Annotated in this window: 8 protein-coding genes; 6 read left to right on the top strand and 2 right to left on the bottom strand. The window is 43.4% G+C overall.

Going from position 1 to position 15332, the window contains the following annotated elements:
- Nucleotides 1–166: 166 nt before the first annotated feature.
- On the bottom strand, nucleotides 167–1390 hold the full coding sequence (locus G7092_RS22675; RefSeq protein WP_166092866.1) for a glycoside hydrolase family 76 protein: 1224 nt from the start codon (nucleotides 1388–1390) through the stop codon (nucleotides 167–169).
- 249 nt (nucleotides 1391–1639) lie between these two features.
- On the opposite strand from G7092_RS22675, the gene G7092_RS22670 reads away from it, so the two are divergent.
- From G7092_RS22670 to trhO, 3 genes are all read left to right on the top strand, one after another.
- A complete protein-coding gene (locus G7092_RS22670) occupies nucleotides 1640–2884 on the top strand; it encodes an alpha/beta hydrolase-fold protein (RefSeq protein WP_202985380.1) in 1245 nt (414 codons plus the stop codon).
- A gap of 553 nt (nucleotides 2885–3437) precedes the next feature.
- Entirely contained in the window at nucleotides 3438–5918 is a 2481-nt protein-coding gene (locus G7092_RS22665; protein ID WP_166092864.1) for a DUF5686 family protein, read from the top strand.
- Nucleotides 5919–6120: 202 nt separating this feature from the next.
- Nucleotides 6121–7080 (top strand): oxygen-dependent tRNA uridine(34) hydroxylase TrhO, encoded by a 960-nt coding sequence (gene trhO / locus G7092_RS22660; RefSeq protein WP_166092862.1) that lies wholly within the window; start codon nucleotides 6121–6123, stop codon nucleotides 7078–7080.
- A 120-nt stretch (nucleotides 7081–7200) separates the two neighbouring features.
- On the opposite strand, the gene G7092_RS22655 is transcribed toward trhO, so the two are convergent.
- Nucleotides 7201–7404: a hypothetical protein gene (locus G7092_RS22655; RefSeq protein ID WP_166092860.1), complete on the bottom strand. Its 204-nt coding sequence runs from the start codon at nucleotides 7402–7404 to the stop codon at nucleotides 7201–7203.
- Between the two features lie 169 nt (nucleotides 7405–7573).
- Here G7092_RS22655 and G7092_RS22650 point away from each other — a divergent pair, with 169 nt between their 5' ends.
- The 3 genes from G7092_RS22650 (at nucleotide 7574) to G7092_RS22640 (ending at nucleotide 15267) form a co-directional block, all read left to right on the top strand.
- Complete coding sequence (locus G7092_RS22650; RefSeq protein WP_166092858.1) at nucleotides 7574–10465, top strand: ligand-binding sensor domain-containing protein; 2892 nt, start codon at nucleotides 7574–7576, stop codon at nucleotides 10463–10465.
- Nucleotides 10466–10726: 261 nt separating this feature from the next.
- Nucleotides 10727–13771 (top strand): SusC/RagA family TonB-linked outer membrane protein, encoded by a 3045-nt coding sequence (locus G7092_RS22645; protein ID WP_166092856.1) that lies wholly within the window; start codon nucleotides 10727–10729, stop codon nucleotides 13769–13771.
- Between the two features lie 11 nt (nucleotides 13772–13782).
- Nucleotides 13783–15267, top strand: coding sequence for a RagB/SusD family nutrient uptake outer membrane protein (locus G7092_RS22640; RefSeq protein ID WP_166092854.1), 1485 nt, complete (start codon nucleotides 13783–13785; stop codon nucleotides 15265–15267).
- Nucleotides 15268–15332: the final 65 nt, after the last annotated feature.

The following is a 15332-nucleotide window of genomic DNA, read 5'->3' as shown; positions in this document are numbered from 1 at the left end:
AGTGTTCGATATTTAAAGAGCGGAGGTGTCATCCTGAGCTTGTCGAAGGACGCGCTCAGAGGCCTGCCCACCATGCTTCGACGGAGCTCAGCATGACAGCCTATAAAAAAAGTCCAGGACTATTAACCCTGGACTTTTTACTTTACCAAACGAGCAAGTTTAGTTTTTAATGGTACAGATAGGCATTGTTCATCATTGAAACACCGCAGGTAGCCTGGAACGCATTGATTACCTGTGTATCTGAAGTTCGGGTTCCCCAGATGTTCCACATGAGTCCGGAGGAGTTGCGGATAGACCAGGCCTGCCCGGCATTCAGATCAAGCCATGCGCCATAAGTACCTGCTGTTCCGGTATGCTGCACAAACTGGCAGGCCCAGCGGGCAAAAATGCTTTTCATGCCCTGTGTATCTCCGTTACCGTTTTCGTCATTCAATATACCATTGGGCGAACTGCATAAACTGGCCATGGCATAGTCCATCGCCTTTTTGCCTATCCCCAGGTAATCAACTGATGGATATTCGGCCCGCAGCAAATCGCATGCACCAATGAAAGTTCCCTGCGTATAGGAAAGTGCTCCTTCCGTAATGGTTCCGTTCGGAATAATAGCGCCTTTAACTTCGCCGGTATTGGCATCGTATAGGCGTGCTACCATCCAATCCATAATTTGCTTGGCCTTTGTTTTATAGGAGCTGTCGCCAGTAGCCTGATATAACAACATGGCGCAGATAACGGCCGGTGCGTTTACGCAGGTATTTTTGGTGTTGTTATTGGTGTTCCACCACAATCCACCGCCCAATGCCGAAGTATCCCAGGCACGGTTCCACATCATGTTAAAGTTATTTTTGGCCATATCCAGCTGACCGCCATCATTAGTGAGGTGATAAGCCCGTATACACATTAACGATCCCCAAACCACATCATCGTTATAGATATTATTTGACCATAGGGTTCCGTAACCATCACGAACACCATTATACAAATATTGGATCTTGTTCAAAAAATCGGTACTGGGGTTTAGGTTGTAGGCATCTATGAGCGTTTCGATGGCTTCCTGCTGTGTCCAGAAATCCATGCGCCCGGCATGACTATCATCTTTCCAATAGTAAGCTTTGTATGAAGGTCCGTAAGTACCATATTGATTATAAAAATGATTATTGAAAACCTGCATGGCTACTAAGGCCTCACTTTTGGCAGGGAAAGTTACCGCAGCCAGGTTAATATTTGCGGCTGTAGAGCTTGCTTTATCATTACCCTTACCGGCCACCTGTTCTTTTTTACAGCCTGTCAAAATGCTACCAGTCGCTAAGATTAAAATTACAGCTAGCTGTTTGCTGCGATACAGGAATAAGTTTGATTGTTGTTGATAACAGTTGTTGATTCTTCTTTTCATAATGTAGTTGATAATTGGTTATTGTAGGTTTACTTGCTCGTTCAGGTCGGCAAAAAGGAAAGATCTATTGATCTATACTATTTAGGGTTGGATTAATACGTTAAAAAGTTGCCTTGGGTTACTAATGGTTAATTAGGTACTACAGTGATAATATTGATTACCAGCCAAATTATTCACCTTAAAATTTAAAACTTCTAACCATTTTTATGGGTAAGTTTGATGGAGCCATCCATCTAAAGAAGCCTAACTATGATGAACGTAGATCTTATCCCTTTAAAGAAATCCATTTACTTCTGCTTTTTGGGTCTGTTCTCGGTAACAGCACTGAAAGCGCAAACTATCAAAAACAACCTTATTGTTATGGGTGTTGTTGATAGTGTCCACTCAAAAATATTGAATGAAACCCGTAAACTCTGGGTGTATGTTCCGGCACGTGATTCAACGTTCGCCCAGCAAAAATACCCCGTAGTTTACCTCCTGGATGGCGACTCTCATTTCCCTTCGGTTACGGGCATGATACAACAGCTTGGTAACTCCGTGTGCCCCGACATGATTGTTGTGGCTATACCCAACACCGACAGGATGCGCGACTTAACTACCAACAGCATTGCTGCTTTAAAAACTTCGGGCGGCGGCGAAAACTTCACCTCCTTTATCGAGAAGGAACTAATGCCGCACATCGATTCTATTTATCCTACCACCTCCTACAAGATACTCATCGGCCACTCGCTCGGCGGATCGATGGTGATCAATACACTGGTCAATCATCCCCATATGTTCAACGGTTTTATCGCTATCGATCCCAGTATGTGGTGGGATCGGGGCATTCTGCTAAATCAGGCCCGCGAAGCACTGAAACAAAAAAATTATTCGGGCAAATTTTTGTTCATAGGCATTGCCAACACCATGCCTAAGGGTATGATGGACACCACCCAAGCCAGGAAAGACACTTCGGCTGCAACCTCTCATATCCGAGCGATATTAAAGCTCAGGGATATGATTCAAAGCGATACTGCTGTCAATAAACTAAAGTTTGCGTACAAATATTACCAAAACGATACGCATGGTTCGGTGCCCTTGATCACGGAATATGATGCTTTACGCTTTTTCTTTAAAAACTACGGCCTTCCCCAGGAAACGATCATGAAGATCTTCGGCAAGAATTCAAATCCGGAGGTAGTGTTGGCCGAAATCCAATCGCATTACGATAATATCTCCAAACAAATGGGTTACAAAGTTGCACTACCGGAAGATGTGATCAATAATTTTGGCATTAGGCTTATAACAGACAATCCCAAAATGGCCTTCGCTTTCTTGCAATTAAATATCAAAAACTACCCCAACAGTTATAACGTTTATGACAGCATGGGCGATTATTACGATGCCGAAAAGGACAAAACCAAAGCCATAGCCTATTATAGAAAAGCGCTGACCCTTAAAGAATTTCCTGATACCCGCTCCAAACTGAACAAACTACTGGCCACGAAAGATTAAAATAACCGCAATTTGGCGCCGATTCGACTCACCCCGACATCGCTACGCTCGTCACCCCTCTCTCCGCTTCGCGCATAGAGGGGGAGGAAAGAACAAAGACTTTTGGATCAAAGAGCAAGGACGGAGTAAAACGGTCTTTATTCCTTGTTCCAAAAATTCATACTCCCCTCTTTCCGCCGCAGGCGAAGAGAGGGGGGTCCAGCGAAGCGCAGACCGGGTGAATAGGCTATGCGCAAGGCTATCTTTTCCTTCATTATTCTACATTTGATATTCAGTTTTCGATATTTAAAAGCCCGGGCCACGTGTGATTCCTTCCCTCGGGAAGGGGAGGAAGGGGTTTATGCGCTTTGTAAACTTTCATTATGCAGAAACCTCTCCCTGCAGCAGCCCCATCCAGCCGCACCCCTCCCGTGGGGAGGGAACTGAGAAATAATATCGAACACCAATCCCTTCACTTCATTATTCAACATTCGATATTATATCTTATTGTTAAATATTTATTAAGCGGATTTAAAACATTTTGCAGTTAAAACGTATTGATTAGTTATAGAATATGAAAAACTGCATACTATTGATTTTTATTGTGTTAGGTACTATAAGCGCATCGGCACAACAATATTTACTATCGGGCCGGATAACGGATCAGAACAATAACGTGGTACCATTCTCATCGGTATACATCAAAAACTCCACTTATGGTACCACTTCCAATGAGGATGGGGCTTACCAGTTTAAACTGAGTCCGGGTACCTATAGTGTCATTTACCGGGTGGTGGGTTATAATGAAAAAATTGTAAGCGTAACTATAGCCAACCATGATGAACAGCTGAATGTGCAGATGCAGGATGAAGTGTTTGCTACCGGCCGGGTGGCATCTGTTTACCAGAAAAACCATGATGCCGGAGATACCATCATGAAACAGGTGATCAAAAAACGTAAGTACTATATCGAGGAAGCTACTTCCTACTCCTGCGCGGTTTATATCAAAGGTGTACAAAGGTTACTGAGCGCACCCAAATCATTGCTATCACCGGCTGTAAGGCAAACCCTTGATCTCGACTCTAACGGCCGGGGGATTCTTTACCAGTCGGAGTCATTATCCGACCTCAGCTTTCAAAAACCAAATAAGATAAGAGAAATAACCATCGCCAAAAAAATGGCGGGTATCAACACCGCGTTCAGCTATAATAAGGCTTCGGATTTGCAGGTAAATTTTTATCAGAATGTGTTTGCCATTAACGGTTTAAGTACCCGGGGATTTGTATCGCCTGTAGCCGCATTCGCCGGTATTTTTTATCGCTATAAGCTGCTGGGCACCTCGGTTGAGAATGGCCGTACTATTGATAAAATACAGGTAATACCACGCCGCGGACACGGCCAGTACTTTGAAGGCAATATATATATAGTAGAGGGCGACTGGCGCATATACGCTGCCGATTTATATGTAACCAATAAAAGAAGCAACATTAACCTGATTGATACACTACAAATAAAACAACAATATATTGCCGTTACCGACAGTGTATGGATGCCCGCATCGGTACAATTTAACTTTAAGGGTAAGGTGTTAGGATTTAGGTTTGGCGGCTATTATAACACCATTTACAACAACTATAAAATTAATCCTACCTTCCCGGATAGATTTTTTACCGGTGAAATATTAAAGGTTGATACTACTGCCAACTCTAAAAAGGAGGATTACTGGGCTTCGGCACGTCCGGTTCCTTTAACCAAACAGGAAGCCCGTGATTATCAGAAAAAGGATAGTATAGCGGCTTTCAAAAAAACAGACCGGTACCTGGATACCCTGCAACACCACAAAAATCATATTAATTATCCGGGCTACCTCATATTTGGATATCATGCCAGCAGCCGCAATGAAAAAGACTCCCTGTATATATTCCCGTTCATCCAAACATTTTATTACAACACGGTGGAGGGCTTCGGTATCAATGCCAAAATAAAGTATACACATGTTTTAGATAGCTTAAGATCGTACAGCATTACACCCGATGTACGGTATGGCTTCTCCAACAAAATATTAAGCGCCAATATGTATGGCGAGTATCTGAATGATCCTTTCCATAACGCCAAATTCTTTGCCGGTTTTGGCAGTGATGTGCTCGATTTGAATAACGTAGGTACACGTTCCTTATACTTTAATACACTGAGTACGCTGCTCAGCGAAAACAACTATGTAAAATATTATCGCTCACATTACGGCATGTTTGGCTATCAGCGCGAAATACTGAATGGTGTTTTGCTCAATGGCAACCTGAGTTATGCCAGCCGCAGCCAGTTATATAATACCGCTTTTGGCAAGTTTAAGGATGTAAAGGACCGGGAGTTTACCTCCAATAATCCTTTGGCCCCGCCGGGAACACCTGCTAATGATCACTCGGAATTATTTCCGGATAATCAGGCCCTTGTTTTCACGGCATCGGCTACCATTACTTTTGATCAGCAGTATGAAACCAGGCCAACCGGTAAATTCAATCTGCCTTCAAAATACCCAACCCTCACTGTGAACTACCGTAAGGGTATCAAAAATGCATTTGGTTCTGATGTTGATTATGATTTTGCTTCAGTTGATATTTCGCAAAATAACATCCGTTTCGGGTTAACCGGTTTCTCGTCGTTTAAGATATCTGCCGGTGGCTTTTTCAATAATAATAAGTTGTATTATATGGATTATAACCACTTTTTGGGTAACCAGGGTTTAACCTTCGACCCAACTTATGTGGGCAGTTTCCACTTTTTACCTTTTTATACTTACAGCACCAACGGCGCGTTCCTGGAAGCCCATTATCAGCATAATTTTGCCGGATCGATATTTAACAGAATACCCCTGCTACGGAAGTTAAAACTGGAAGAACTCATAGGCGCCAATTACCTTACTACCAAAGGCAATACCAATTACCGCGAGTTTTATATCGGTGTACAACGCCTCATTTTCCGGGTTGACTATGGTATTTCCTACGCCGGCAACCAAAAATATATACAAGGTTTCAGGATATTTTATGGCATAAGGTAGGGTGAAAGTATTTAATAATGAACGCCGAATGCTGAATTTCGAATATCGAAGGATAAAATAAGAACTTACATTTTCTTAAAACAACTTCATTATTCGAAATTCAACATTCGATGTTCAATATTGACTTCCGATTTTGAGCTTAAAGCTCAAAATCGTATCTTTGCGCCTCATTTAACACCGTTTGCAGCGGTATCAATGGATTATGGCACAATATAATACACTACTATACTATTGTTATTCAACAATAGCTGATGCGGAGCAATTTGCTGCCGATCATTTAAAATTTTGTAAAAGTTTAGGTTTAACCGGTCGCATTATTGTAGCTACCGAGGGGCTTAACGGTACCGTTTCGGGCTCAGCCGAAGCCTGTAAAACTTATATGGATACGGTGCATGCCGACCCGCGTTTTGCCGGTATTGATTTTAAGCTGGATGTGGTAGATACCCCTTCTTTTGTAAAAATGCACGTGCGGTATAAATCAGAGATTGTACACTCTGGCCTGCGCGATCCTAATGTGATTAACCCGCAGCAGCAAACCGGCAAGCACCTGGAACCAAAAGATTTCCTGGCGATGAAGGACCGCGACGATGTGGTGGTTCTTGATGTGCGTTCCAACTACGAACACTCCCTGGGCAAATTCAAAAACGCGGTAACGCTGGATATTGAAAATTTCAGGGATTTTCCGGAGATGATCAATCAGTTGGCCCAATACAAGGACAAAAAGATATTAACCTATTGCACCGGTGGCATTAAATGCGAAAAAGCATCGGCACTGTTGCTGCATGAAGGTTTTAAGGATGTTTACCAATTGCATGGCGGCATCATCAAATACGGGAAAGAAGCCGGTGGCGAAGATTTTGAAGGCAAATGCTATGTTTTTGACAACCGCCTTTCTGTTGATGTAAACAGTGTGAACCCGGTGGTGATATCAACCTGCCGCAACTGCGGTAAGGTTACGCCCAAAATGATCAATTGCGCCAATCCGGAGTGTAATGAGCATTTTACCCAATGCGATGAATGCGGCACCAAAATGGAAGGCTGCTGCAGCGATGCCTGTCAAAGCCATCCCCGCAAAAGGGAGTACGATGGCACGGGCTATTATGTAAAAGTACCTCAACCTGTAAACGTGCAGAAAAAAGGAAAGATACACCTGGCCGAATAAGTTTGACCAATAAAAAAGAATCCCCGGTACTTATAAAGACTTACGAAGTTTTTAAAACTTCGTAAGTCTAACTCCATAAAAAGAATCCCCGGTGAAAATATCATCGGGGATTCTTTTTTATTAGGCTTTTTTCTTAGCCGGAGCTGCTGCTGGTTTAGCGGCTTTATAGCGCTTATCTGGAGTTCCGTCTTTCTTTAATTTCACTTTATTTGCTTTGTACCTTTTATCGGCAGTGCCATCTTTTTTAGTTTGAGGTAGTGCGTAGCTGGTAACGGCGCCAAAGCTCATTACTGCGAGCATTAGCATGGTAAATAGTTTCTTCATGTTTGTTAGTTTATCGTTGTTTAATTGCAAGCTAACAAAATAGCTTAGTATCTGCAATAGCCATTTTGTGCTTGTTAATAATACAATTATAGGGCGGCTATTGTTTTTTATCCGGGGCAAACTGTATTTTCGTGCAACTGATCACATTCGGGTATCTGTTATAAGCACTATGCGTAAAGCTATTTGGATTGGTTTATACCTGTTTTTCACTGCTATTTTTCATTCCGGCGCGGTTGATATCAAAAGCATAGGTGTACCTTATGTTCAAAACTACACCAAAAACATGTACCAGTCGGGTAACCAAAACTGGTCGGTTACACGAGATGAACAGGGTATCATGTACTTTGGCAATGCCGAAGGTCTGTTAAGTTTCGACGGTAAATACTGGCAGCAGCACCATATGCCTAATGATTTGGTAGTACGCTCAGTTTCGGCCGACGGCAAAGGCAAAATATACACCGGCGCCTTTGGCGAATTTGGCTACTGGCAGGATGATAATAAAGGCTTTTTAAAGTATAACTCGCTCATTAGCCTGGTGCCTAAAAAGTATCGTCCTATTAACGAAGAGATCTGGAAAATATATATCGATGGCGACAGGGTGCTGTTTCAATCATTCGGTGCCATATTTATTTACGCAAACGGTAATATCAGCGTTGTTAAAGCTCCAAAGCCTTATCTGTTTTTATTCCAGGCCGGTAAACGTTTTTTTGTGGAACAGGTATCGGCAGGTTTGTTTGAGCTAAAGGGCAACCGGTTGGAGTATGTGCAGGGCAGTAATATATTAGGCACCAGCGGTGTGCTGTCTATACTTCCGTTTCAGGGTAATAAATATATTATTGGTACCGCGCAAAACGGACTGTTTATTTATGATGGCTCCCGTATAATTCCCTGGGCCAATCAGGCTAATGATTTTTTAAAAACCTATCAGCTGAATAACGGAGTGCGGATACCTGGCAAATATTTTGCTTACGGTACCATACTTAACGGTATTGTAATAGTGGATACTGCCGGCCGCGTGGTACAGCACATCAATAAGGCAAGCGGGCTGCAAAACAATACCGTATTAAGCTTATATACCGACAGTGAGCAAAACCTGTGGGCGGGTCTGGATAATGGCATCGACCGTATTGAGGTAAACTCTCCGCTGTACTTTTATTTTGATAAAACCGGCAAGTTCGGAACCGTTTACGCCAGTATTATTTTTAACAACAAGATCTACCTGGGTACCAACCAGGGTCTTTTTTATAGTGACTGGATGACCGCTGACAATCAGCTTTTTCAATCATTTGATTTTAAGCTGATACCTGGTTCGCAAGGGCAGGTATGGGATCTGTCGTTACAGGATGGGCGCTTGCTTTGCGGTCATAATAACGGCACGTACCAGGTAAACGGGAATACCATTACCAAAATTTCGGCAATGACAGGTGGCTGGACCATCAAAAAGCTCAGCAACGACCTATTGATACAGGGCATTTATAACGGGCTGGCGGTTTATAAAAAAGATGCAGCCGGCAACTGGATATTCAGTCATAAAGTGGAAAATTTTGGCGAACCATCGCGCTATGTGGAGCGGGACAGCAAAGGCCAGATATGGGTAAGCCATGCGTACAAGGGTATTTATAAACTCACGCTGAGCAGCGATCTTAAAAAAGTAACTTCCAGTATATATTACGACAGGCAATACGGCCTGCCCGGCAACTACAACGTAAATGTATTTGACCTGGACAACCACGTGGTTTTCTCGTCCGACTCGGGTTTTTATATTTACGACGATATCACCGACCGCTTTTTTAAATACACCCAGCTCAATAAAAAACTGGGCACCTTCGCGGCTTCGGGTAAGATCATCAAAGCGCTGGGCAAACGGTATTGGTTTATCAATCATGGGCGTGTAGCGCTAGCCGACTTTTCGGTAGCCGGCAAACCGAGTATCGACACCAATAAGTTTGCTGTGCTTAACGGACAAATGGTACAGCACTACGAAACCATTAACCGCATCAATAATTTAACTTACCTCATCAGCATCGACGATGGTTTTGTGATATTGAATGATGACGACGCTCTGTTGCCCAGCACAATAAAAATCCCCCCGGTACTGATACGCCGCATCGAAAACGTAACCGACAAGGTTTACGTGATCAGCGATATGAACAGCACTCATAACACCATTGAGATTCCTTACGCGCAAAACAATATCCGCATAGCTTATTCTTTGCCCTATTACAAGCAGGCCAAAATCAAGTTTCAATATTACCTGGAAGGATACTCCCGGCAATGGTCTGACTGGGCACCGCAAAGCCAGAAAGAGTTTACCAACCTTAACCAGGGCACCTATCATTTTAAAGTACGGGCCAAAATCAATGATCAAAATATATCGACCATAACTACTTTAACATTTACCGTGCTGCCTCCCTGGTATGCCAGCAAAGTGGCTATCTTTTTTTATATACTGCTGCTTATCGGGGGCTATTATCTTATCAGATACTATTACCGCTTAAAGCTCAGGCGCCACCAGCAGCATATACAGGAAAAACTGCAAAAAGAAAAAGAGGAGTTTTTAAAACAGGAAGCTATTGCCAACGAGCAGCATATCATCAACATAAAAAATGAACAGCTGCAGGCAGATCTCGCCGGTAAAAGTCGCGAACTGGCCAACTCAGCCATGAACCTGGTTTATAAAAATGAACTGCTGCAAAAAATAAGCGAAGAAATAATACACTTGAAAGACAGCTCGGGCAAAAAACTGGCCGACGATCAATTACGTCGCATACAAAAAGTGATTGACGAGGGCATGAATGATGAGCGCGACTGGAACATATTTGAAAAAAGTTTTAACGAGGCACATGAAAACTTTTTCAAAAAACTCAAATCCAGTCACCCGGATCTGGTGCCCAATGATCTGAAATTATGCGCCTATCTGCGCATGAACATGAGCAGTAAAGAAATGGCTTCACTCTTAAACATATCGCTTCGGGGTGTCGAGATCAGGCGTTACAGGCTGCGTAAAAAGCTCAATCTGGAGCATGATAAGAACCTTACAGAGTTTCTTATTGAGCTTTAACACTACATCATTACCTCTCACAGCCTTTATAAATGTTTAACCGACGGAGTTTAATCCTGTAGTACACACACAACCTATCAGTCATTATTAATTCATTAACAATCAAATACTTGTAAATAAAAATATTTACTCTTGAGAAAGTGTTTTGTTAATGATGTATTAATGTTGAGTTAGTTTTTTTGATAAACGCCTAATATCTCCTCAGTTTTGTAGAACTAATAAACCAATTATTCCATTCTATTATTTTTATTATTAACCACTATGAAGAGATTTTTTACTATTTCGGGGTTAATGTTATTGTTCTTGTTTTCTTATGACGCCGCGTTTGCACAGAACGTTACAGTAAAAGGAAAAATAACTGACAATACCAACGGACAAGCCTTAATAGGTGTAACCGTTTCGGTAAAAGGAACAGCAGCAGGTACCCAAACAGATGTTAATGGAGCTTACTCCATTAGTGCGCCAGGCAATGCAACTTTAAAATTTGCATATATAGGTTATGCCAGTCAGGAAATTCCGGTTAGTGGCCAAACCACCATTAATGTATCTATGCTGCCACAAACCAACGAGCTGCAGCAAATAGTAGTTATTGGTTATGGTACACAGCGTAAGCTTGACGTTACCGGTTCCATAACTACCGTTAAAGGAGCAGATGTGGCAAAACAAGCCTCTCCAAACGCCGTAAGCGGCTTGCAGGGCAAGGTAGCGGGTGTTCAGATCACCAACAACGGCACACCCGGCAAATCGCCGGATATCACCATTAGGGGTTTAGGTACTATTTATGGTAATACCAAACCTCTTTTTGTGGTTGATGGTGTGTGGTATGATGATATCAGCTTTCTTAATCCACAGGATATCGAGAGTTTCAGCATCCTGAAAGATGCCTCAAGTACGGCTATTTACGGTATCAGAGCCGCTAACGGCGTAGTGCTTATTGGCACTAAACGTGGTACCAAGGGCGCACCCGTTATTAACTATAATGGCTTTGTGGGCTTTCAGGCAGTTACCAACCAGGTAAAAGTGGCCAACGGTACCGAATATGCTACTGCTGTAAATGAATTGGCGGCGCTTAACAATGGTAAACCTGTATTTGCCGATCCGGCCAGCTTTGGTAACGGCACCGACTGGTATAAGCAAATCCTGCGCAAAGCTTTCATCACCAATCATGAACTATCGGTTAGCGGTGGTACGGATAAGTACACTTACAACTACTCGTTTGGTTACCTTGATCAGGATGGCCTGGTACAAACCAACAATTACAAACGTTATACCCTGCACTTATCAAACGATTTTAAAATAGGGAAAATTGTAAAACTAGGCTATACTGCCAGTGGGTTATCCAGCACATCAAGAGATATCCCGACAACCATTTTCAATCAGTTGTATGGGGCAGCGCCTACCTTACCCGTACGTAAAGCAAACGGTGGCTACGGCGACCCTAATGATTATGGCACAGGTGATGGTAATAACTACAATCCACAGGCAACAATTGATTTCTACAATCAACGTAGCAAAAACAAACGCGTTACCTATAATGTATATGGCGAAGTTTCCATCCTTAAAAACCTGAAATTCAGATCGAGCTTCGGCGGCGATGTAAGCCAGGCAGAGGTGAGGACATTCGTACCACAATATCAGGCTACGGTTAAACAGTTCAGCAATAAAACCAACCTGAATGTTGATCATACCGATGTGCGTAACTGGATCTGGGAAAATACCTTAACTTATGATGTTAAAATCAACGACGATCATAAGCTAACCGCCCTGGTAGGTTACAGTGCCCTTGAAAACGTAACCAGGCAAAATGATGGCCAGGCAGATAATGTACCTTACAAGGCCAACGGCAACCTGCAAACATCCTTCCCTGATACAGCGAAGGTAACTTACCTGGCCACTCCGGGCAGGCAGATCCGTTCACGTGCATTATCACAGTTTGCCCGTGTTAATTACTCCTACAAAGACAGATATTTGTTAAATGCCTCTATCCGCCGCGATGGTGCTTCACAGTTTTATGGCGCCCATACTTATGGCTACTTCCCTTCTGTAGGTGCAGGCTGGGTAGTTACCAATGAGGATTTCATGAAAGATCAGCAGATATTCAGCAATCTGAAACTGCGCGGAAGCTGGGGTAAAGTAGGTAACTCTGTAGTACCTATCAACCCAACTGTTCAGGTTATAGCAACAGATCCGTACCTGACAGCCATATTCGGTAACCCGCAGGTGGCCTATCCTGGAGCAAGCATCAACAGTATTGTGCCTCCATCCATTGTATGGGAAAGAACAGTATCATCTGACTTTGGTTTAGAAGGCGGTCTGTTTTCTAATAAACTAACCTTCGAAGCCGATTATTATAATCGTGAAACACAGGATGCCATTTTCGCTATACCGGTAGCAGGTTCATTGGGTACCAACAACAGCTCTATCATCGGCAACCAGGCCACTATCCGTAACCGGGGCTTTGAGTTTTTAGTAAGCTGGAAAGATCAGGCATCCAAAGATTTTTCTTACAGTATCAGTGCCAACCTGGGTATCAACAACAACAAGGTATTGAGTGTAATAACCGGTCAAAACCCTATTTATGATGGTGGTGCAGGCATTGCCAACGGGGCATTGGCAACGCGTACGGTTGTGGGTCAGCCTATTGGTCAGTTTTATGGCTACAAAGTCACCGGGATCTTCCAAACCCCGCAACAGGTAGCCAATTCCAAACAACCAGGAGCAGCTCCCGGCGATTTTATTTACCAGGATACCAACAATGATGGTATTGTTGACAGCCGCGACCGGGTAGCACTGGGCAATCCGCTGCCAAAATATAACTATGGTATCAACACCTCTTTCACCTATAAAAACTTCGATCTGGCTATTGATTTCCAGGGAGTAACCGGTGTAAGCGTGTATAACGCCAATATTGCTTACCGCTTTGGTAATGAAAACTTTACCCAGGATTTTTATGACCACCGCTGGCATGGTGCCGGAACTTCAAACACCTATCCATCTGTTAATGTGGGCAAAAACTCCAACGCAGCGCCAAATTCATTTTATGTCGAAAGCGGCGCATACTTTAGGGTAAGGAATGCTCAATTAGGTTATACATTACCGGCTAGTTTGCTCAGTAAATGGAAAATATCTAAAGTAAGAATATTCGCCAATGCTCAAAACCCGATTAACATTTTTGGCTATAAAGGCTTCTCGCCAGAGATAGGCGGAACAGTGGGCGATGGCGGAATTGTTACCGGCCGTGGCATTGATGCCAACGTTTATCCATTGTATGCCATCTATAATTTTGGCGTTAGCGTTACTTTTTAATCAGTATAAAGATGAAGAACAGTAAAAACTTATTCATGCGTAAAGCCCTTGTTTGGGGTCTTATTGCATCCACCATATCCATTCAAAGCTGTAAAAAAAGCTTTTTAGATGTTAACCCGGCTCAAAATACAGCAGCCACCCAGTTTTTTAAAACACAGGATGATGCTACCAAAGCCGTAAATGCCATGTACGCTAACCTGCACGAGTGGAACAACATTGCGTTTGCTCCCATCGCTGTAGAAAGCATGGGCTCTGACGATGTAGAAAAAGGCAGTACCGCCAGCGATGCTACCTTTTTTAATGACTATCATAACTTTACTATCACCGCAGGTGATGCCCAGTTGGGTGGTTTCTGGAAAGGCCAATATCAAACCATCAACTTTGCCAACCAGATAATTACCAATGTACCTGGCATCAGCATGGACGAATCATTAAAAGCCCGTTACGTGGCCGAAGCCAAATTTATACGGGCCTATGAATATTTCAGATTGGTTAGGGCTTTTGGCGATGTGCCTTTACGCATAACCCTGCCCAAAGATGCTTCTGAATACAACCTGCCACGTACTCCAAAAGACCAGGTATGGGCGCAGATTGAAAAGGATTTAACAGATGCAGCCGCTGTATTACCACAAAGCTACAGCGCTGTTGATATTGGCCATGTTACCAAGGGAGCTGCTTTAACCATGCACGCCAAGGTTGCCATGTATCTGAAAAAATGGACCGATGTAGCCACTTACACTACTGCGGTAATGGGTATGGGCTATTCACTATATCCTGATTATGAGCAAATGTTCAGAACAACACACAAAAACAATCAGGAATCTATTTTCGAGATACAGTGTAACCTGATACCCAACAACCCGCCTGCCTCTAACTCACAGTACTCACAGGTACAGGGTGTTCGCGGTGTAACCGGCGGTGGCTGGGGCTTTAATGTACCAAGCCCGGGATTGGCAGCGGCCTATGAAACCAACGACCCTCGTCGCGACGCTACCATTATATTCAGGGGCGAAACCACACCAGAGGGTGATAAGATCCCGGCAACGGGCGATAACCCGATGTACAATCAAAAATCATATGTGCCATTTGCGCTGTATGTATCTGGTTTTAACGAAGGCTGTCAGCAAAACAAGATCGTTTTACGTTATGCTGATGTATTACTCATGAACGCCGAAGCTAATAACGAGCTGGGTAATTCAGGAGCAGCTCTTCCGCTGATAGAGCAGGTACGTGCCCGTGCACGCGGTGTAAATGCAGGTGTATTACCCCCGGTAACTACTACAGATCAGGCGGCGCTTCGTGCAGCTATTTACAATGAACGCCGTTTTGAATTCGCGATGGAATTTGAACGCTATTTTGATGTGATACGCCAGGGACGCGGTACCGCTGTTTTTGGCTCACGCGGATGGAAAGCGGGCAAAAACGAAGTATGGCCTATCCCTCAAACAGAAATTGACCTGAGTGGCGGCGCCTTAACTCAAAACCCGGGTTACTAAAAAACTCTCTTTTGGTTAATTGATAAACATCGGAACAGTTCTGCCGTCGCAAGGCGAACTGTTCC

The organism is Mucilaginibacter inviolabilis, from assembly GCF_011089895.1.
In the GTDB taxonomy this organism is placed as follows: domain Bacteria; phylum Bacteroidota; class Bacteroidia; order Sphingobacteriales; family Sphingobacteriaceae; genus Mucilaginibacter; species Mucilaginibacter inviolabilis.
The sequence above is the reverse complement of the archived record's forward strand: the minus strand, read 5'-3'. Positions and strand labels throughout refer to the sequence as shown.

Coding starts and splice junctions, on each gene's coding strand:
- G7092_RS22675 (WP_166092866.1), bottom strand. CDS start 1,390: ATGAAAAGAAGAATCAACAACTGTTATCAACAACAATCAAACTTATTC.
- G7092_RS22670 (WP_202985380.1), top strand. CDS start 1,640: ATGATGAACGTAGATCTTATCCCTTTAAAGAAATCCATTTACTTCTGC.
- G7092_RS22665 (WP_166092864.1), top strand. CDS start 3,438: ATGAAAAACTGCATACTATTGATTTTTATTGTGTTAGGTACTATAAGC.
- trhO (WP_166092862.1), top strand. CDS start 6,121: ATGGCACAATATAATACACTACTATACTATTGTTATTCAACAATAGCT.
- G7092_RS22655 (WP_166092860.1), bottom strand. CDS start 7,404: ATGAAGAAACTATTTACCATGCTAATGCTCGCAGTAATGAGCTTTGGC.
- G7092_RS22650 (WP_166092858.1), top strand. CDS start 7,574: ATGCGTAAAGCTATTTGGATTGGTTTATACCTGTTTTTCACTGCTATT.
- G7092_RS22645 (WP_166092856.1), top strand. CDS start 10,727: ATGAAGAGATTTTTTACTATTTCGGGGTTAATGTTATTGTTCTTGTTT.
- G7092_RS22640 (WP_166092854.1), top strand. CDS start 13,783: ATGAAGAACAGTAAAAACTTATTCATGCGTAAAGCCCTTGTTTGGGGT.